This window comes from Corynebacterium nasorum (assembly GCF_022345765.1).
GTDB classification, from domain to species: domain Bacteria; phylum Actinomycetota; class Actinomycetes; order Mycobacteriales; family Mycobacteriaceae; genus Corynebacterium; species Corynebacterium kefirresidentii.
The window spans coordinates 261,896-281,253 of record NZ_JAKRDR010000002.1; the positions used below are offsets into that span (position 1 = coordinate 261,896).

The 19,358-nt window shown below is 55.7% G+C and carries 18 protein-coding genes; 8 read left to right on the top strand and 10 right to left on the bottom strand.

Annotated features, from left to right (window positions below):
* Window positions 1-467: 467 nt before the first annotated feature.
* Complete coding sequence (gene dnaA / locus MHK04_RS03215; protein ID WP_023020198.1) at window positions 468-2,105, bottom strand: chromosomal replication initiator protein DnaA; 1,638 nt, start codon at window positions 2,103-2,105, stop codon at window positions 468-470.
* Window positions 2,106-2,774: 669 nt separating this feature from the next.
* Here dnaA and rpmH point away from each other — a divergent pair.
* The 7 genes from rpmH to MHK04_RS03250 are packed head-to-tail and all read left to right on the top strand — an operon-like array spanning window position 2,775 to window position 7,073.
* Window positions 2,775-2,918, top strand: coding sequence for a 50S ribosomal protein L34 (gene rpmH / locus MHK04_RS03220; RefSeq protein ID WP_003847033.1), 144 nt, complete (start codon window positions 2,775-2,777; stop codon window positions 2,916-2,918).
* A 3-nt stretch (window positions 2,919-2,921) separates the two neighbouring features.
* Entirely contained in the window at window positions 2,922-3,284 is a 363-nt protein-coding gene (gene rnpA, locus MHK04_RS03225) for a ribonuclease P protein component (protein ID WP_023020197.1), read from the top strand.
* Window positions 3,285-3,331: 47 nt separating this feature from the next.
* Window positions 3,332-3,547: a membrane protein insertion efficiency factor YidD gene (gene yidD / locus MHK04_RS03230; RefSeq protein ID WP_080971176.1), complete on the top strand. Its 216-nt coding sequence runs from the start codon at window positions 3,332-3,334 to the stop codon at window positions 3,545-3,547.
* A 13-nt stretch (window positions 3,548-3,560) separates the two neighbouring features.
* Entirely contained in the window at window positions 3,561-4,538 is a 978-nt protein-coding gene (gene yidC, locus MHK04_RS03235; RefSeq protein ID WP_200288486.1) for a membrane protein insertase YidC, read from the top strand.
* Window positions 4,539-4,567: 29 nt separating this feature from the next.
* The gene (rsmG, locus tag MHK04_RS03240; protein WP_034656078.1) at window positions 4,568-5,167 is read left to right on the top strand and encodes a 16S rRNA (guanine(527)-N(7))-methyltransferase RsmG; all 600 of its coding nucleotides are present in this window, start codon (window positions 4,568-4,570) and stop codon (window positions 5,165-5,167) included.
* 10 nt (window positions 5,168-5,177) lie between these two features.
* Entirely contained in the window at window positions 5,178-6,026 is an 849-nt protein-coding gene (locus tag MHK04_RS03245; RefSeq protein WP_023020194.1) for a ParA family protein, read from the top strand.
* A gap of 6 nt (window positions 6,027-6,032) precedes the next feature.
* A complete protein-coding gene (locus tag MHK04_RS03250; protein WP_239207716.1) occupies window positions 6,033-7,073 on the top strand; it encodes a ParB/RepB/Spo0J family partition protein in 1,041 nt (346 codons plus the stop codon).
* A gap of 596 nt (window positions 7,074-7,669) precedes the next feature.
* Here the strand turns inward: MHK04_RS03250 and MHK04_RS03255 are convergent.
* From MHK04_RS03255 to pepN, 6 genes are all read right to left on the bottom strand, one after another.
* A complete protein-coding gene (locus tag MHK04_RS03255; protein ID WP_396130209.1) occupies window positions 7,670-9,031 on the bottom strand; it encodes an MFS transporter in 1,362 nt (453 codons plus the stop codon).
* 94 nt (window positions 9,032-9,125) lie between these two features.
* On the bottom strand, window positions 9,126-10,307 hold the full coding sequence (locus MHK04_RS03260) for an N-acetylmuramoyl-L-alanine amidase (RefSeq protein WP_023020191.1): 1,182 nt from the start codon (window positions 10,305-10,307) through the stop codon (window positions 9,126-9,128).
* An 85-nt stretch (window positions 10,308-10,392) separates the two neighbouring features.
* On the bottom strand, window positions 10,393-10,716 hold the full coding sequence (gene trxA, locus MHK04_RS03265; RefSeq protein ID WP_023020190.1) for a thioredoxin: 324 nt from the start codon (window positions 10,714-10,716) through the stop codon (window positions 10,393-10,395).
* Window positions 10,717-10,722: 6 nt separating this feature from the next.
* Entirely contained in the window at window positions 10,723-11,649 is a 927-nt protein-coding gene (gene trxB, locus MHK04_RS03270) for a thioredoxin-disulfide reductase (protein WP_239207715.1), read from the bottom strand.
* An 84-nt stretch (window positions 11,650-11,733) separates the two neighbouring features.
* Entirely contained in the window at window positions 11,734-12,282 is a 549-nt protein-coding gene (locus MHK04_RS03275; protein ID WP_023020188.1) for an RNA polymerase sigma factor, read from the bottom strand.
* A gap of 82 nt (window positions 12,283-12,364) precedes the next feature.
* Window positions 12,365-14,890, bottom strand: a complete 2,526-nt coding sequence (gene pepN, locus MHK04_RS03280) for an aminopeptidase N (protein WP_239207714.1) — start codon at window positions 14,888-14,890, stop codon at window positions 12,365-12,367.
* A 420-nt stretch (window positions 14,891-15,310) separates the two neighbouring features.
* On the opposite strand from pepN, the gene MHK04_RS03285 reads away from it, so the two are divergent.
* Window positions 15,311-15,946, top strand: a complete 636-nt coding sequence (locus tag MHK04_RS03285; protein ID WP_239207713.1) for a hypothetical protein — start codon at window positions 15,311-15,313, stop codon at window positions 15,944-15,946.
* A 120-nt stretch (window positions 15,947-16,066) separates the two neighbouring features.
* On the opposite strand, the gene MHK04_RS03290 is transcribed toward MHK04_RS03285, so the two are convergent.
* From MHK04_RS03290 to MHK04_RS03300, 3 genes are all read right to left on the bottom strand, one after another.
* Window positions 16,067-16,354 (bottom strand): hypothetical protein, encoded by a 288-nt coding sequence (locus MHK04_RS03290; protein WP_239207712.1) that lies wholly within the window; start codon window positions 16,352-16,354, stop codon window positions 16,067-16,069.
* Window positions 16,355-16,533: 179 nt separating this feature from the next.
* Window positions 16,534-17,067, bottom strand: a complete 534-nt coding sequence (locus tag MHK04_RS03295; protein ID WP_239207711.1) for a YceI family protein — start codon at window positions 17,065-17,067, stop codon at window positions 16,534-16,536.
* Between the two features lie 215 nt (window positions 17,068-17,282).
* A partial coding sequence (locus MHK04_RS03300; protein WP_275436561.1) for a lipid II flippase MurJ occupies window positions 17,283-19,358 on the bottom strand: 2,076 nt, incomplete at its 5' end.

Consider the following 19,358-nt stretch of genomic DNA (forward strand, 5'->3'; position numbering starts at 1 on the left):
AGGTAAATGACAAGTTCATGGCGCAGATCCGGGGTGTGGCAAATCTTGTGATCTTGCTGTGATCAATCGGGGTGAATTGTGGACAACTAGTGGGATCGCCGTTTTATCCACAGGTTTTGTCATTTGATCACTGATCTACACACAACACTGATCACAGGGTGGTTCTCCCAGCACAAGGCCTGTGGAATTTAAAACTGTGAGCAAGATCCATGAATTACAAAGATGAAATTACACAAGTGTGAATAACGCTGTGGATAACTTTTCTTGCAGATAAACGGCCCTTTTTAGAGGGTTTCGGGCCTTATTTGTGAAATTACACGGGTGTGCCGGTGCGGCGTGGAGGATTCTGTCTAGCTTTCTAGCTGGTTTCAACCCCAAGTGACCCCGGCGAAATCTGGGAAGCGGGATCGGGAAAACAAAAGCGCCCTCCTTATATAAAGGAGAGCGCTGAGGCAGCACGCTAAGGCTTAGGCGCGACTGCGATTCTTGATGCGTTGGGTAAGCGCCTGGATCTCGTCATAGGTATTGCGCTTTTCGGTCATCTCTTTGCGGATTTTGCGATCGGCATAAATGACGGTGGTGTGGTCCTTACCGCCGAACTGTTCACCGATCTTGGGCAGGGATAGCTCGGTAAGCTCGCGGCACAAATACATTGCCAGCTGGCGAGCATGCGCTACCGCGCGCTTCTTGCCGGCGCCGCGCAGAGTTTCCACATCAATATCAAAGAAGTCTGCCGTGACCTCCATGATTGAGGTAGCGGTGATCTGCCGATCAGCGGAATCCGGGGCCAGATCGCGCAATGCGATTTCCGCCATCTCTACGTTGATTGGCTCATCTACCAAAGAGGAATAGGCCGAAACGCGGATAAGAGCGCCTTCGAGCTCGCGAATGGAAGATTCAAAGCGCGAGGCAATGAGCTCAAGCACGGAGCGATCCACCTCGGTGCCGTCATTTGCCGCCTTCTTCATCAAAATCGCGATACGCGTTTCCAGATCTGGCGGCTGAATATCGGTAATAAGTCCGCCTTCAAAGCGCGTGCGGAGGCGATCCTCCAGCGTTGTCAGCTGCTTCGGCGGGCGGTCCGAAGACAAAATGATCTGCTTATTGGCTTGGTGCAGCGCATTGAAAGTATGGAAGAACTCTTCCTGGGTGGATTCTTTGCCCTCTAAGAACTGGATATCATCGACCATCAAGATGTCGAGGTTGCGGTAGCGCCGTTTGAAGGATTCCTGGCGGTCATCACGTAGCGAATTAATATAGTCATTCGTAAACTCTTCCGAAGACACATATTTCACGCGCAGACCCGGGTGCAGCACCTGGGCGTAATTACCAGCGGCGTGCAAAAGGTGCGTTTTGCCTAGACCAGAGCCACCCCAGATGAATAGTGGGTTATATGCACGGGCGGGATTTTCGGCCACAGCAACGGCTGCACCATTGGCAAAACGATTCGAAGAACCGATAACGAAGCTATCGAAGGTGTGCTTCGGATTCAGTGAAGTTTCACGGTTGGGATCATGTGCCGGAGCCTCGCGCGGGATGCGAGCGGAGTTAGAGCTAGCATCGGTGAAATTTCCCGCGGACTGCGCCTGCTGCTGGTTATAGTGCTGGGCAAGTTCATCCAAGCTGGCTGGGGCATGGCTGGATTGCCAGTTGTTTTGTGCGGGCGCTGGTTGCGTACCGGTATCAGAGTGTTGCGGGCGCGGAATGTAGTTCTGGGGAGGCTCCGTGTGCTGGGGTTGTTGCGCTTGCGGAGCCTGCTGCTGTTGCGGCGGAGCTGCCTGTGGAGAAGGCTCTGTGGCCGCTGGTTGTGGTTCCTGCGGAGTGGCCAAGGTAACCGCGAAGGAGCAGGGGCGCCCGAGATGCCGGGTCAAGGCCTTGGCGATGTACTCACCCAGTTCATTTTCGACCACATTTTTGGCGTCGAGGTTCTCGGCGGCAACGAGGGTGTAGCCCTCGACCATCATGATGGGGCGGACCAGTTGGAGGTAAAGGCGCTGTGAATGGGAAAAACTAGGGACCTCGGAATTGGGTTGCTCGGATTGTGCGAGCAGGTCATCAACGACCGCGCGCCAAATGGCATGCAGGTTCGCTTGTGGGTCAGTCACAACAGGCTACCTTTGTGGAATTCAGTCGGGAACGGGTGGACATTGAATAACAATTTTCACCGTGGATTCCACCGTGGTTTTCACAGTGGTTTTTATCGAGTCACCTCGATCTCCACAGAGTTATCCACAGGTGTGGATGAAAGAGTTATTCACAGCTTAGTTCATGGCTGTGGATAACTCTTCATTGGCCGGTTTATGGCGTTAAGCTGCGGAAACTGCAAAAGTCTCAAGCGTTGATTTAGAGTTATCCACATGCCAGGCTTGGCTGTGGAATTTGATTCTTCTGTTGTACCGCCGAAGCGGCGGGTGTGTCTAGTGAGAAAAATTCACCCCCTGGACGCCGATCTGGATAGGTCCTCCAGTGCGGTGGATTCGGCGCAGTAAGAGCCCGGAATCTGGCCGCCTAGCTGCAGGAAAAAACATTTATGTAATTTCGGGTGTACCCGGGTGTCGATTTGTTTCTAGCGGCAGAAATCACGTAATCTGGCATGGTCTATTGCAACAAAGAGTTGCGCGTGAAAGTGACAGCGTCACCTCGCACTGGCTGGGCCCGTCGGCTCGCCGTGCACCGGAGAGACTGTGATGCGTCAGGTTCATGGAATCTAATCATCAGTGGGTGCGCCGCTGTTAGCGGTGGTGTGCCTACGCACAACTTCAAGGAGAATTAACGTGGCAAAGGGTAAGCGCACGTTCCAGCCGAACAACCGTCGTCGTGCTCGTAAGCACGGTTTCCGCACCCGCATGAGCACTCGTGCAGGTCGCGCAATCGTTGCGGCTCGTCGCAAGAAGGGCCGCGCAAAGCTGACTGCGTAAGTTATGCTTCCGGCCCAGCACAAGCTCACATCGCCGACACAGTTTCGGCGCACGATGAAGGGCAGTCGCCGGGCGGGCACTCGTACGGTAGTCGTGCATGCGCGCGATAACGCAGGTACGGACAAGGAGGCCGAAATCGCAGCCACTGGGCCGCGCTTTGGCTTAATTGTTTCTAAAGCCGTCGGGAATGCAGTGGTTCGCCACCGCACCTCCCGGCGGCTTCGCCATGTGTGCATGACTTTCATTCCCAAGCTGCCCGCCAGCGTGGATGTGGTCATTCGTGCATTGCCCGCTAGCGCCACTGCTAGCAGTGAGCAATTAGAAAAAGATCTTGCTAAAGCACTGCGCAAGCAATGGGATATCTAAATTCCCGCGGGGAGGAGATTCCCCCAGCCAGAGGATTGGCCACACCAATGGTCAAAGTGGTTCGTTTCTACCAAAAACATGTCTCTGGCCTTAAGATGGTATCGACCTGTCGGTTTGAACCGACATGCAGTGCTTATGCTCTTGAAGCGCTATCCAAACATGGCGCATTCAAGGGTACGGCGATGGCAATTGCCAGGGTCTGCAAATGTGGCCCCTGGCATCCGGGCGGATTTGATCCGGTTCCGGACCCCAACAACAACTGAGGATTAAACACTCGTGCTTAATTTCATCTACTGGCCAATTTCGGCCGTTTTATGGTTCTGGCACTGGCTGCTTTCCCTCGTGATGGACCCATCCTGGGGCATTACGTGGATTCTGGCCATTGTGCTGTTGACCTGGACGCTTAAGGCGCTAATGGTCAAGCCGACCATCAGCCAGATTCGTTCCTCGCGCAAGATGCAGGAAATCCAGCCTAAGGTGCAGGAAATCCGTGCGAAGTACGGCAACGATCAGACCAAGGCCGCGCAGGAAATGCAGAAGGTCTACAAGGAATCCGGCGTTCGTCCGATGGCCGGCTGCCTGCCGGTATTCGTGCAGATTCCAATGTTCGTTGGTTTGTTCCACGTACTGCGCTCCTTCGACCGCACCGTCGCCGTAGCCGGTGGCATTGGCCACCCCAGTGGCGATCCAATGTCCGTTGAGGACAACGCAAATACTGCCAACTACATTTTTAAGCCGGAGCTGGTCCAGCAGTTCTTGGATGCCAAGATTTTCGATGTCCCGCTGGTGACCAACCTGCGCTTGAACTCGCCGATTGTGGAGGGCGTAACCACCAGCCAGGCCGCCGTTATCATCGTTCCGATGATCGCCGTGATTGCGGTTATGACGCACTTCAACGCCCGCATGAGCCTAAACCGCCAGGAACAGCGCCGCGCCGCCGGTAAGACCCAAGCGCCACAGGGCCAGAATGCGGAAATGATGCAACAGCAAATGGCCATGATGTCCAAGATGATGCTCTGGGTCATGCCAGCTATGCTGATCTTCTCCGGCTTCATCTGGCCAATCGGTTTGCTGTTCTACATGATGGCCAATACGGTCTGGACCTTCTTCCAAACCCGCATCGTCTATGCCAAGATGGACCGCGAGGAAGAAGAAGAGGAAGCCGCGAAGGCTGAGGCCAAGCGGACTTCCGCACCTAAGCCGGGTGCCCGCAAGAAGGACAACCGCACCAAGAAACAGCGCAAAAACAAATAAACACGGAGGAGAACCCCATCGTGTCCAAGATGGACCCGTCAGTAGTATTCGGCTCCCGCTTGCCCCTCGCGCAGGCTTACCATGATTCGCTCGCTACAGACGGGTCCACTCGTGGTTTTATAGGCCCCCGGGAGGTGCCGCGTTTGTGGGACAGGCACATTATTAACTGCGCCGTCGTCAAGCAGGCAATCCCCGAGGGCACTACGGTCATCGATGTAGGCTCGGGTGCCGGACTGCCTGGCATTCCACTGGCCATTGCGCGCCCAGACCTGCGGATAACCCTGATTGAGCCGCTGTTGAAGCGCTATAACTACCTCAACGAGGTGGTAGAAGAACTAGGGCTCGACAATGTGACGGTCCTGCGCGGCCGTGCTGAGGAAGGCCCGATTAAAAAGGCCGTGGCGGGGGCCGATGTGGTGACCTCGCGCGCCGTCGCGCCCTTGGGTAAGCTTGCGAAGTGGTCGCTGCCGCTAGTGCGCAAGGGGGGCGAGATGATCGCACTGAAGGGCTCTTCGGTACATGAGGAACTAGAACGCGATGCCGCTGACATCAAGAAGGCCGGCGGTGGAAAGGCCGAGGTCAGAACCATCGAGGGAACCACGATCATTCGTGTCCCGCGCGTGAACTAAAGTAGACGGCATGACTAATCCGCGCCTTATCACCATTGCTAACCAGAAAGGCGGCGTAGGCAAAACCACCTCCGCCGCCAACTTGGCCGCAGCGCTTGCCGCAGAGGGCAAGAAAGTGCTGGTGATCGATCTTGACCCGCAGGGAAATGCTTCCACGGCCATGGGTGCGGAACACAATTCCGGCACCGATTCCAGCTATGAGGTGCTCCTCGGGGACTGCAGTGCCGAGAAGGCTATGCAGCCTTCTTCGCACAACGAGAACCTTTTCTGCATCCCCGCCACCATTGATTTGGCTGGCGCGGAGATCGAAATGGTGTCCTTGGTACGCCGCGAATTTCGGCTTTATGACGCCCTGCACAACGGCTTCCTCGAGGAGCATGGCTTCGAATACGTTTTCATTGACTGCCCGCCATCGCTAGGTTTGCTTACCATCAATGCGATGACGTGCGCGGAAGAGGTCATCATCCCGATTCAATGCGAGTACTACGCCCTCGAAGGTGTGGGCCAGTTGCTGGGAAATATTTCCATGATCCGTGAACACCTCAACGAGGATCTGCATATCTCTGCCGTGCTGTTGACCATGTATGACGCCCGCACGCGCTTGGCAGAAGATGTGGCAGATAACGTTCGCGAGCAATTTGGTGCTGTGGTGTTGGGCAATGTTATCCCGCGCTCCGTGCGCGTTTCGGAGGCGCCGGGATACGGTACTACGGTTATTGATTACGCTCCTTCGTCCACCGGTGCCCGCGCCTATCTTGCGGCGGCGCGCGAGCTTAACCGGCGCGGCGATTATCGCCCGCACCCGACCACCGGGGCGATTGGCGTGAGCCCAGAGATTTACGCGGAATTGGAAGGATAGGAACTCATGGCAGAACAGAAGCAAGGTGGACTCGGCAAGGGTCTCGCCGCACTCATCCCATCCGGCCCTGATGCCCCTACCCGCAAGCCGCGGCTGGGAGATTCCGCGGCGGATATCATCTTGGGAAATGCCACCCCGCAGCCTGGCCGCAAGGGCGGCGACGGCAAGCGTGTAAAGGGCGCGCCCACCATTCAACAGGGTTCTGGCTCACAATCTTCGAAGAAGCGTCAGGCCACCCCGGCTCCCATCGGTGCGACCTACCGTGAGATTTCCATTGGGGATATCATCCCTAATCCGAAGCAGCCACGCACCGTCTTCGACGAGGATGAGCTGGGCGAGCTCGTCCATTCGATCCGCGAGTTTGGCCTCTTGCAGCCCATCGTTGTTCGCCCTTCCGAGGAGGGTGGCTTCGAGCTCATCATGGGTGAGCGCCGTTGGCGCGCTTCTTCCAAGGCGGGTCTGGCTACTATTCCAGCCATCGTGCGCGATACCAAGGATGACAACCTTCTGCGCGATGCCCTGCTGGAAAACATCCATCGCGTGCAGCTCAACCCTCTGGAAGAGGCCCACGCCTACCAGCAGCTATTGGAAGAATTTGGCGTTACCCAGAACGAGCTGGCGGACCGCATTGGCCGCTCGCGCCCACAGGTGACCAATATGCTGCGCCTGCTTAAGCTGCCGGTAGAGGTACAAAAACGTGTAGCCGCTGGTACCTTATCCGCCGGCCACGCGCGTGCGCTTCTATCTTTGGATGACACGGAGGCGATGGAATATATAGCCAACCGCATCATCGCGGAGGGCCTGTCTGTCCGCGCCACTGAGGAGGCAGTCACCCTTTATAAGCGCGATGGCAAGCCGGCCGAATCAAAAAAGAAGCAGTCGGCGCCACAGCCGCAGTTCTTCACCGATTCTGCCGAGCGCCTATCGGACCGCTTTGACACCAAAGTCACCGTGACCATGGGCAAACGCAAGGGCAAGATGGTCGTGGAATTTGGTGATCAAGAAGATTTTGAGCGCATCATGGCACTAATGCAGCCAGGTGGATAACTTTCGAAAGATGGAAAGTTTAAACAAATGCTAGTTTGCGGTCACTTAAAATATTCGATCTTTTAATCCCAAGGCAGGCTTTAGTAGCAGCACTGATTATTTAACTCCTAAAGTCAGGCTAATGGCTTTCTGAACTTTCGATTGACGTCTCCAGGTATTTAGATTTGATACGGACGTAGGATCCTAAAGGGGGGGGTTCTTGTGTCGTTCAATAGAATGTTGCTAACTTTGGGATGATGAATTATTTGCAATTATTGCATTGCTGCCGAATTTGCTTTATGTAGTTAAATACCTCTCTGTGAAGTTTTACAATTCACTTGCAAGGAAATCGGTACTCTTTGTCAAAGTGAAAAGTAGAAGAAGTAATTGGTACACCCCTGAATTGCACTTTTGATCTGCTCGGGTTGAAAGGCCGTCAGAGAGGGACGTTGGCGTTACTCTCCTATTCTGATTCAGAATCGTTCAATGACAGCTACAGCCTGTCAAGCAGAGCGTGTTCGACTCGGATCATTTGTCCGAAACTCCACGAATTGACCATAAAATAGTCACAGTGAAGATTGTGGGAATCGGATGCCTCAGTTCTACTGTTGTTTAGGTTACTTACCAAAAATAAACGGACTTTTAGATTGTTCCGTTTCAAAATCAGGGCTAAGAGGGATACCTTTTCTTTCTTGGAGAAGCAAGATAGCGGTAAAACCTACGAGGCTTGCAGTTACTAGATAGATTGTAACCGCAACTGTTGTGCCTGTTGCATCTACTAAAGATGCAGCGATCATAGGTGCAAATGCGCCGCCGAGAATTGATCCAATGGCATAAGATATCGATACCCCTGATGCACGAACGGATGCAGGGTAGAGCTCAGCATACATGGCGGACTGGGCACCATAAGTTAGTCCTAGGCCTACAGTTAGAAAGATAAGCGCGACATAAAGAAGGCCCAGTGAAGCTGAGTTTACCAGTGGGAAGAGTATTCCAGCTCCAATTGCCTGTACGACAAATCCAATGAGATAAGTCCTTCGTCGACCGATATAGTCCGACACCCAGCCGGCGAATAGCGTGAATATTAACCAAGTTACGGCAGACAAAGTAACTGCGTTGAGCACATCACCGCGCTCAAAGGAAATGGGTCCTTCTGGGTTGGTGGCATAATTTTGAATATAGCCTCCTGCTGTCATATAACCTACAGCTCCGTTGCCTGCAAATACCAGTGCGGCGACAAATACAAGAGGTAGATGCTTTTTGAAGAGAACTCCAATGGGATTCGGGCCCTCATGACTTTTGTTGCCCGCTATAACTTTGAAAACCGGCGATTCATCGACGCCGATTCTTACTACGTAGCCCACGATAACCAACACGAAGGAAAGTAAGAAGGGGACGCGCCAACCCCATTGAAAGAATGCATCTCCGGGCGCAATTCTATTCATAATGGATAAAATTCCCGAGGACATGAGAAGACCGATGGGAACTCCAATTTGGGGTCCGGCACCGTAAAGGCCACGCTTCTGGTTCGGAGCATGTTCAACCGCTAGCAATACCGCTGATCCCCACTCCCCTCCAGCGGATACGCCTTGAATAATGCGGAGAAAAATGAGCATAATGGGAGCCCATAGACCTACCGTTTCGTAAGTAGGTAAGAGGCCGATTAAAGTGGTTGCGCCCCCCATGGAGAAAAGTGTGACCATGAGGACGATTCGTCGACCGTAGCGATCTCCATAGTAGCCGGCTAAAAACGCACCGAGGGGCCGAAACAAAAACGATAGGCCCACAGAAGCGAAAGACACGATGCTGGCCAAACTTCCGGTTAAGGGAGAAAACATTACTTGGTTAAAAACGAGTCCGGCTACTGCCGCGTATAGAAAATAGTCGTACCATTCAATCGCCGTACCGATTGTGGTTGCAGCTACTACACGTCCCATTTCCTTGGGAGAGATCGCGGAGGGGCTCGAAGCATCCATCATGAAGATCCATTCAAATAGTAGAAATGAAGACTATCAGTAGATACTAATCGAATGATTCGCTTCGAGCCAAGATTTGTGGGCAAATCTCGTTGACTTAGGACTGCTCAGCTTGAAGGAGTTCAGAAAATTTATAGGTACCTGTCACAACTGTATCCTGATCCATGAGATACATACGCTTTACCGCGATGACGATGGCCTCAGCGATATCGTCGCGGCGGGACGGATTGGTGAGGATCTTTATGTCTTCTGGGTTGGTGAGGTAGCCCAGCACGATCTGGATGACCGGCATTTGGGTCAGGCGAAGCAGATCCCAGGTGCGGCCGTGGTTGCCGCAGTCCAGCAGCTCGGTGCGCGCGACAATCTCACGCTGGATAAAGCCGGATAGGGTCTCACCAATAAGCGAGGAATTGCCGGATTCGGAACCGAAATAGAAGGTGGCAACACCATTGGCCTTTTCATTGGGGTAGGAATCACAAGCCAAAGAGATGACAATGTCCGCATCGAAGGCGTTGGCCAACTCCGCGCGGGACTTCACGTCCGCATCGGAGGTCCGAGGACGGGAGATGATGGTCTCCATGCCGGCGGCAATCATGCGTCCCTCGATGCGTTGGGTGAGGTCCCACAGGATCTCTTGCTCAGAAATATCACCAAAGCGTCCCTTGACCTGTTGGCCGGCGTCGCCGCCGCTCAAGGCGGGATCGATCACAACGCGCTTGCCCGCCAGTTTAGGGCCGGCGTTGCGCACGCGCTCGCGCTCTTGGATATTGTGCGCGGATCCGCCGGTGATACGGCGGCCAAGCAGACTGAGGGCGCGGATGGTGGCGGGACCGCATACACCATCTTCTTGCAAACCACAGTTGTGTTGGTATTCCTTGAGCGCCGCGTAGGTATTGGTGCCAAAATGGCCGTCTACGCGCTGCTGGTAAAAGCCCAGCTCCTGCAGCTGTTGCTGGAGCTGCGAGATATCATCACCCACGAGCTCATTTGCGGGCTCGTAGGCAAGTACACGGCTGCCGAGCGTATACGAGGCCTGGCGCAGTTCGCGCAGGGTGAGATCATCGATCTCTCCCGTGGGCACGATGCCGCGCGATTGCTGGAAGGCCTTGAGGACCTCAGACAAATTGGCATCAAAGCTCTTGTCGCTCTCGGAGTACTTCTGCTTTTTCCACGCAGAAAGTTCCCCCTTGAAATCTGACAAGAGGCCGAGACGGGCCAAGGTGGCGCGAGCCTCAGCTACACGCACGCTTGTATCGCCGACTCGAAGAACGCGGTTCACGCCTTTTACCCCTTTCACAGCCCGTGTTTAGGGGCCGCATTTCAGAATTTCTACACGCTTAATCTAATAGGAATTAGATTAACAGTTAAAGTTGCTTTTTCACTTGCGCCACGATGTCATCTTTAGAACGCAGACCAACAAATTCGTCTACCTTCTCGCCGTGGTTGAAAATCAGCACGTTAGGGATGGACATGATCTGGAACATGGCACCTAGGTTGCGCTCTTCATCGACGTTGACTTTGGCGATGGTGACCTCGCCGTCTAGCTCCTCTGCTACCTCTTCCAAGATGGGGGATAGCTTCTTGCAGGGGCCGCACCATTCGGCCCAGAAGTCGACGACGACGGGCTTATCGGACTCGATGACGTCCTTGCGGAAGGTATCGGTGGTTACTTTCTTGACGTTGCTCATACTGATTTAACGGCTTTCTGCGAGGAAATGTTCCGCATCAATTGCCGCGCGGCAACCGGAGCCGGCCGCGGTAATTGCCTGCTGGTAGTGGTCATCCACCAAGTCACCGCAGGCAAAAACGCCAAGCTGGGAGGTCTTGGTGGTGGGTTGTTCAACTACAACATAGCCATTGTCATTTAGCTCGACCTGACCATTGAGGAAGGAAGAGCGCGGATCATGGCCAATTGCTACGAACATGGCAGTCACGTCCAAGGTAGAGGTCTCGCCGTTGGTGACGTCCTTGAGCTTGAGACCGCCAACTTTGCCGTCGGCTTCAATGACCTCTTCGACGACCTTATTAGTCTCCCATTTAATCTTCTCATTGGCCTGGGCGCGCTCCAGCATGATTTTAGAGGCGCGGAAGTTCTCGGAGCGGTTCACAATGGTGACGGAGTCCGCGAACTTGGTGAGGAAGGTTGCTTCCTCCATGGCGGAGTCGCCGCCGCCGATAACCGCAATATTGTGGTCCTTGAAGAAGAAGCCATCGCACGTAGCGCAGGTAGAAACGCCGCGGCCGGTAAGTTCTTCCTCACCTGGAACGCCAAGGTGGCGCGGGGTGGCACCGGTGGCGAGGATGACGGCGCGGGCCTCGAAGAACTCGTCACCCACGTGCAGCTTCTTAATATCGCCTTCTAGCTCTATCGAGTCAACGACTTCCATGCGCAAATCCGCACCGAAGCGGATGGCCTGGGCGCGCATTTCCTCCATCAGCTCAGGGCCCATGATGCCCTTTTGGAAGCCGGGGTAATTTTCTACCTCGGTAGTATTCATAAGCTCGCCGCCGTACTCGAAGCCCTCGAAGACAATCGGGTTGAGCTCGGCGCGTGCCGCGTACAGCGCGGCGGTATAACCGGCAGGGCCGGAACCTACGATGGCAACATCGTGGACGGTCATTGCTAACTCCCTTAAATCAGTGTGTGGTTTCGCGTAACGCCATGAGTCTACCCGCCACACTGACAAACGTCGGTATTAGCAAACTCACCCAATGGCCGCGCGTAGGACTTCCCTCGCTCGGGCGCAGCGGGATTTAATGGTGCCGGGCTTTACTCCTTGAGCAGTGGCAACTTCTCCGACGCGGAACCCGGCGACGTCGGTAAGCACCAGCGCTTCGCGTTGATCCTCGCGCAGCAACTGCATGGCTTCGCGCACCGCCAGCTGCTCCGCTAGGTTTTCGGAAGGATTATGCGCGAGCAGCGGGTTGCGATCGTCGTCGAAGTCCTCCGTATCTAATGAGGCATTTTCCCTATTCGAGCGATGGTTGAGGTAGTCATAGCCAGAATTTTTCACCAGCCGGTGTAGCCAGGTTGAAAGCGCGGATTCGCGGCGATAAGAGTGCAGGTTGCAGCTGGCGCGCAGGAAGGCTTCCTGGACCACATCTTGGGCATCGTGATCGTTTTTGGTGTAGCGGCGTGCCACGGTGGTCAGCCGCGTGCGGTGGCGTTCCACGATGGTGGAAAAGGCCTTATTATCACCTTCAATGAAAGCATCAACTAATTCTTCGTCACTGCGGTCATGACTCAGTGTCATATGTAGATTCCCCCCGGATCAACAACTGTTAACCACAGTGTGACCCGAGGGGAAGCAGAGCGCGAGCGCTGGACAGTACAGTCTATTGACCAGCCCGCACGCGAAGCGTGCGCCGCAGATTATCGCGACACTCGAGCAGTACGCGGCGCAGTGCTCCTGGCAGCTCACGGTGCAGCAGACGGGTGGTGGCGTCGTCGGCCATGGGCAGCTGTGGATAGAAGCCGCGGATGAGGCGGTTGGCAATCTCAATCGGGTGCGCGGCCCAGATCTCTTCCACGCGGGAGAAGAATTCCTCCGCAAAGGCCTCCTGCAGTGCAGCTGAGCGCGGGGCATTGAATCCGGCGACCAGCGCGTCTACCTCGGCATTGGAGTAGGCGCCCGGCGTGAGCGCCTTATCGAACGCGGCACGCTTGGTCTCTGGCGTGGGGAAAGCGTGGCTGGCGCCGAGGAATTCCGTAGCGCCGGTCAGCGTATTATCGCGCTGTTTTTCTTTCTCCAACTCGTCTAGTTCTACGGCATTTCGGGCGGCGAGTGCGCGCAGGATGGACCAGCGGATTTCGGGGTCCAAGCGAAGGCCGGCAATGTCACCGGCGAGCAGGGCCTTAAGGCGCGTGGTGCCTGATTCCTCCGGCGTTGCGGCGAGTGCGCGGATGGCGGCGCGTGCGAGTACAAGCTGGGCGTCCGAGGCTGGTTCGGCCTCGTCCAGATGGCCCCAGATCGCCTCGGCATAGTCGGTGCGGACCTGCTCGCGGTCGGCTTCCGAAACATAATGGGCAATCGCAAAATTGGCATTTGCGCAGGCAGTAGCCAGCAGCGTCGTGTTGGTCTCGTAGGCTTCGTGCTTGACGACGACCCCCACATAATCAATCGCCGACATTTCCCCATCGCGGGTGAGGTTCCATAGTGCGGTCCAGATGATAGCGCGGGTGAGATCATCTTCGATTTCGGTCAGGCGGTTCCCTGCCGTTTCTAGGGAGGTGTCGTCGAAGCGGATTTTGGCGTAGGTATGGTCGGCGTCGTTAAGCAGCAGCAATTCTGGGGCCGGAAGGCCGGCCGCCTCATCGATAATGGTGCGGGTGGTGTCATCGCCGGCGGGGAGATCGATGTCGATCTCGCGATACTTGTGTAAGTCGGCATCAAAAAGCGAGGCGGTCAGGCGGTGTGGCCGGCAGACGTCCTCGGCTTCTGCAAGGATGGCCAGCTCCGCAATCTTCTCGCCTTCGGTGTGCAGCTCCGGGATGAGCGTATCTGGACCCCACGTACGTAGCCAGGCCTGCGACCAAGCATCAAGATCGCGGTCTGTGTGCTTTTTTAGCGCCTTCAGGAGGTCATCAAAGGTGGCGGCGGCAAAGGCGTGCTCCTGGAAGTAGTCGCGCGCCCCAGCGTAGAAATTATCGCGACCGACATAGTGCACCAGTTGCTTGAGCACCGCCGCGCCCTTGGCATAGGTGATGCCGTCGAAATTTTGGCGCGCGGCATCTACGTCCGGGATCTCCGCCTTGATGGGGTGCGTGGTGGGCAGCTGATCCTGCAAGTAGGCCCAATTTTTACGGGCGCCGGCAAAATTGGCCCAGGCCTCGGTGTAGTCGGTGCCGTGGACGGAAGAATCCGCGCCCATAAATTCCGCGAAGGACTCTTTGAGCCATAGGTCATCCCACCACTGCGGAGTGACCAGGTCACCGAACCACATATGGGACATCTCGTGCAGGATGGTATTTGCACGGCCGGCGTGCTGCGCGCGGGTAGCGCGGGAGCGGAAGATGTAGTTCTCCGTAAACGTCACCAGGCCGGGATTTTCCATCGCGCCGAGGTTGTATTCGGGTACAAAGATGGAATCGTACTTGCCCCACGGATAGGGATAGCCAAAGTTCTGGTGGAAAAAGTCCATACCCTGGGCAGTAAGGTCCAAGATTTCCTCGTCGAGGTACTCAAGCATGGACGCGCGAGCAAAGGCGCGCAACTGTGCCGAGTGGCTGCCATCCGGGGCGGTCCACGTGCGTTCTTGATACTGGTAAGGGCCTGCCGCGAAGGAAGTCAGGTAGGTCGACAGCGGCGGTGTCGGCGCGAAGGTAACAGTGGCGAGATCGCCATCCTCACTGCGCTCGACTTCCGGTTGGTTAGAGAGGATCTGCCACTGCTTCGGTGCGGTCATGCGCACGTGGAAGACGGCCTTGAGATCCGGCTGCTCGAGGCAGGGGAAGATGCGGCGAGCATCGGAAGGCTCGAGGTGTGAGTACAGGTAGGTCGCGTCATCGGCCTGATCGTGCATGCGGTGCAGGCCCTGGCCGGTGCGCGAATAACGGGAGTGGCTGGTGACCTCGATGGTCAGCTCCTCCCCTACCGGCACGCCGTGTAGCCGGATGATGCTGCCATCAAAGTCCACCTCCTGCTGGGTGCCATTGACCTTTAACTCCGCGACCGATTCGCCCAGGTAATCCAGGAAGAGCTCGGGCTCATTGCTGGTCAGCTCGAGGCGGGTAGTCACGCGGTAGGTGGGGCTATCGAGTACCTCCGAAAGATCAAGGTGGAGGTGATAGGCGCGCAGGTCCACCGCTGCCGCGCGTTCTTGGAGCAATTCGTGCTGCGTCTTATTTTGTGGTGCGGTCATACTTAGGAACTATAGTTACCTCCGTCACGTAGGGTGCGGGGTTGGGGTCCTAAGTTCCGCTGCCTTCTAGGAGCAAAATACCCAGCGGGTATTGGGACCTCGCTGCGGACCTGTTGGACTAGTTTTGCCCGTCCCATACTCTTCAAGCGGCGCTAGATGTCAGTGACCATCAGCAAGCGTTACACCACACTAGAGGACGCAACCTCGCGCGGAGGTGGGCGATCTCATCTCAGCACGCAAGATTTGCGAAAGAACCTAGTTGCCGTCTCAGGTGCACAGTAAGGTGGGCCTCACGACTAGATCTAAAGACGTGCAAGAAATTAATCGTCCGGAAAAATCAATAACCTCGGCGATTTACTCCTACTTTCGTAGTGCAGGGATCGTTCCGAGGCTTTCAAGATAGAGATTAGCATTTCCATAATGAGTAATCCAAGATTGGCCCCCGTACCGCTATCCCAATGGTTTTCATCCGCGCGGATGAGCCGGTACGCCGATCACCCCACACCAGAGGCGCTATACCTTTGGAATACTCACCTCACGAAGACCTATCTCGCTGACATTGAGCATGTTGAAGTACTTCTTCGAAACTGCATTCACAGTGCCCTAACCAGAAGGTACGGTGACCGATGGTTTGATGACGATCGAATACCTTTCAACGTTGCGGCAAAGAAGAATATCCGCAAAGCGAAAAGACGAGCTGGAGGAGGAGGGGCGTTACCGGGAAAAATCATTGCTGAACTCAGCTTCGACTTCTGGCGTTACCTTTTAAGTAACCACTATCAAGCAAGCATCTGGCCTCAGGTAAAGAGGGCGTTGAAGAAACCCCCTGACAGCAGACAGCAGTTCGAAGAGCTTGTAGTCATTGTTTATGAAATGAGAAATAGGTGCTCTCACCACGAATCAATCGTTCAACAGCGCGATAGAGCCCGTGAAGTCGCACATCTCGACTCCGTTGATAACGCTATCCAAGAAATAGCGGGTTTCATTGATCCTCATGCCGCAACATGGATCAAGAACAATTCCAGAGTCTCCGCTTTACGAGCACAGCGCCCTTAGGCATATATCGCAGTACAAAGTGGGAAACTGAAACCGTCATCACAGTTGGTGTGCATTCTAACTATTTTCCGTTGAATCATGCCGCCGCCTCGTTCGCTAACATCCAAGGATTACTTTTCACTAGGCAAGGAACGACGTTTCAAGAAAGTCCTCAAGACTCCAATAGTCAGGATCGAACCAAGCAACGCCTTCGTTCACTTCGATTGCGACTAAGTGGTCAGGCAATAAGATGAGGAAATTATTTGTCTCGGTGCGGATTCCTTGGCGTTGTAGCTCTTGTGCGACTCGTTCAGTGCTCTCCTGTGCGGTCTCGGCGGGGTGACGATTAAGGTCAACGCCATAGAAAGTATCCGTGATTGGTACCTCCATGTACTTCATTTCAACGGTGACGCACTTACCGTCCTCCACGCAGCACCATATTTTCCATGAAAATTACTTTTTATGTCTTCATGTTCACGCTGAAATGCCTTCCCAGGGTTAAGGAGTGGCTGTACCGCAATACCGGAAGACGTAGGAAAAGCCCGCGGCCAGAAGGTGGCTGCGGGCTTGGAGAAGCTTAATGCTTCTAGTGCGTCTGGGGCACGGGTCTACTGCTTGATAGCGGAGACCTCGAGCTCAATCTTGATCTCCTCGGAGACCAGCACGCCGCCGGTCTTCAGTGGAGCGTTGAAGTCAATGCCGAAGTCCTTGCGGTTGATCTTGGTGGTTGCCTCGAAGCCCAGGCGGGTATTACCAAAGGGGTCCTCAGCGGTAGCAACATCTTCCACATCGAGGTCGACGGACTTGGTGGTGCCCTTGATGGTGAGGTCACCGGTGACGGTGCCGTTGCCATTCTCATCAACGTTGAGGTTGGTGGCCTTGAAGGTGATCTTCGGGTACTGCTCTACCGCGAAGAAGTCCTCGTTCTTTACGTGGGCATCGCGGTCATCGTTGCCAGTGGAGATGGATGCGGTGCGGATGGTGGCCTGAGCGTTGGACTCAGCGATGTTCTCGGCCACGGTAATGGTGCCCTCAAAATCGGCGAAGTTGCCGCGGACCTTGGTGACCATTGCGTGCTTGGCGACGAATCCGATAACGGTGTGGGCTGGATCGAGTGCGTAGGTACCTGGTGCGAGGGACATAGTGAATACTCCTAAAATTGTTGCTTGCGTTACACCCCACAGTGTACGCACTACTCCTAAATGGTCAATACTTGAAGTAAAAAAGTTTAGAAGGCGCAGCTCATGAAGTTTTGTGTTGAAGAAAAATAAAAACTAAGGCCGAACTGAAGGCGATTTTCTTCAGTTCGGCCGTCATTTCATGGACTGCAATGTGGGTTCATGTATCCGAAGTTTTCCTAGGGCTGTCCAACGAGCCCAATGTCTGCGATGGTTGCCTTATTGGACTTGGGGAGCTCGGTGATCATGAGCAGCAGCCCGTCGAATTGCTCGGGGGTTTTCTCCAGCTCGATGTCTTCCTTGCCGTTTTTGAACTTGCCTCTTGCCAGTTGGTACAGAGAGCCGGCCTGTGGGTTTTCTGGGTTGAAGCGGTCACGATTAACGCCATAGACGGCATATTTCGCCCCAGCCGAATTGGATTGCACCACCGGCAAGACTGCGAAGTGCGTTGGCGAATCCACAGTGACGAGGACGCCGGTGTCCTCCTCTTCGGTGGACCAGGTGGTGGCCGTTTTGCCGTCGATAAGCGCAGCATCGTCCTTGTTATCAGGAACGGTAACCGCAGAGGAAGGCTGGAGACGCACCGGCGGGGCATCCGGAATTTCGGTGCTGCCGTGGATGGTTTCGCTGACCGGATTAGACGCCTTTACATCGCTGAGCAAGGACATGATCCAGGTGGTCAATGCAGCCATCGCTACGACGAAGATGGTGGCGAAGATACCGATAACGATGACGCCGGAACCGGAATAACCGCGGCCGCCGAAGCCAGGCTCTTGGGCCGGGTCATCCTCTTGGGCCGGTTCTTCTTCTGCCTTTACCGGCAAGGCCTCGGGTGCTTCCTCCGGTTCCTCCGGTGCGAAGTCGTGCAGGCGCTGGGCGATGCCGGCCAAGGTCAGCGCTTTTGCCTCCTGCAGCTGTTCCATCTTTTCCTCGCGGCTGTCCTCATCAGCACTATCGAGGGCAAAGTGCGCGTCCTCGACGCGCTGGGCGGCCTCGTTGGCCGAGAGGTTGGCATCTTCAGAAATATCGCGCAGCTTCTTCGGCGAAGGCTCCGTGGACTCCACGAGCAGCTCCAGGGCGGAGCTGAGGGCCTCGCGGTCGGTGGCGGCGGAGGTGCCATCCAGTACGGCGGGGAAGGCCACCTTGACTACACCGTCGGTAGAAACGCGGAAGCGGTCGCGGTGTTCCACTCCGAGGATGAGGCCGGCATCGTGGGCAGCGGCGGCGTCAGCAAATAGCGGCGCAGTAGCACGAGCCACAGAATGGGGGTCGAGGTTATCGGCCTCAGCCACCTGCTTGAGGGAGGTGCCCTCGAACCAATCCGCCACCACCAGGCAGCCCGTGCGGTAGGACAGGACTTGGATATTATCCGCCACGGTATCGAGCTCCAGCTCGGCAAGGCGGCGGGTATTGCGCGAAATCTCGGCGGAGCGGCGGGCGGCAACTCCCGGAGTCGATGGCGCAATCGGTGCCAGGCTATTGGTATCGACGAACGTCAATGCGACTAGGCGGCCGGTGGACTGCTCGCGTGCTTGCCAGAACTGTGCACCGGTGACCGCACCGTGATCTTGGAGCAAGCGGAAGCGACCATCCGATACCGGGGCGCCCGGCACGAGGCGTGGGCCGCGGACGATACCGGCGGACATTGGTGGCGGTACCAGGGTGGCATTGAAGGCATCCTGGGTGAATACCGGCCGGATTTCCGGCACGTCGGGCTCCTCCAGCTCGATAGCCTTGGAGGAATCGACCTTGATGAAGCGGGACATGCCCGGGATGCGCTGCAAGGCGCGGGCCAGGTTCTGGACCTCCGGCAAGGAGGACTTAGAGAGCACCAGGCCGGTGGCGATGAGGAAGATGACTCCAAGCACCGCGACCTTGATCAGCGAGACGATGGAGGGCAAATTCTCTGGAAGGAGGTAATTCACGCCCCAGTACAGCACCCAGGAGACAACCAAGCCTACGAGACCGGCACCAGAAGCCCACAGCACGGTCTGCGTGACGGCTTTGCCGCCGAGGCTGCCGAGCTTGCGCTTGAGCAAGAAGCCACCGATGACCGCACCGGAGACGAAGCCAAAGCCATTGGCCGTACCGAGCAAAATCACCACGCGGTCCGGGTTGGACGTCATCAACGGGGCCAAAAGCGTAAGGACGATCTTGGTCAGCGTGATGCCGGCGATGATGAAGGTCGGCGTCCAGGCTTCCTCGCGGGCATAGAACACGCGCAGGTGCAGCAGCACTAAGGCATACGGGATGAG

Bases quoted from the DNA above. Each gene is read 5' to 3' on its own strand.
- rnpA (WP_023020197.1), top strand. From the start codon at position 2,922: ATGCTTCCGGCCCAGCACAAGCTCACATCGCCGACACAGTTTCGGCGC.
- yidD (WP_080971176.1), top strand. From the start codon at position 3,332: ATGGTCAAAGTGGTTCGTTTCTACCAAAAACATGTCTCTGGCCTTAAG.
- rsmG (WP_034656078.1), top strand. From the start codon at position 4,568: ATGGACCCGTCAGTAGTATTCGGCTCCCGCTTGCCCCTCGCGCAGGCT.
- MHK04_RS03245 (WP_023020194.1), top strand. From the start codon at position 5,178: ATGACTAATCCGCGCCTTATCACCATTGCTAACCAGAAAGGCGGCGTA.
- MHK04_RS03250 (WP_239207716.1), top strand. From the start codon at position 6,033: ATGGCAGAACAGAAGCAAGGTGGACTCGGCAAGGGTCTCGCCGCACTC.
- MHK04_RS03255 (WP_396130209.1), bottom strand. From the start codon at position 9,031: ATGATGGATGCTTCGAGCCCCTCCGCGATCTCTCCCAAGGAAATGGGA.
- trxA (WP_023020190.1), bottom strand. From the start codon at position 10,716: ATGAGCAACGTCAAGAAAGTAACCACCGATACCTTCCGCAAGGACGTC.
- trxB (WP_239207715.1), bottom strand. From the start codon at position 11,649: ATGACCGTCCACGATGTTGCCATCGTAGGTTCCGGCCCTGCCGGTTAT.
- MHK04_RS03275 (WP_023020188.1), bottom strand. From the start codon at position 12,282: ATGACACTGAGTCATGACCGCAGTGACGAAGAATTAGTTGATGCTTTC.
- pepN (WP_239207714.1), bottom strand. From the start codon at position 14,890: ATGACCGCACCACAAAATAAGACGCAGCACGAATTGCTCCAAGAACGC.
- MHK04_RS03285 (WP_239207713.1), top strand. From the start codon at position 15,311: ATGAGTAATCCAAGATTGGCCCCCGTACCGCTATCCCAATGGTTTTCA.
- MHK04_RS03295 (WP_239207711.1), bottom strand. From the start codon at position 17,067: ATGTCCCTCGCACCAGGTACCTACGCACTCGATCCAGCCCACACCGTT.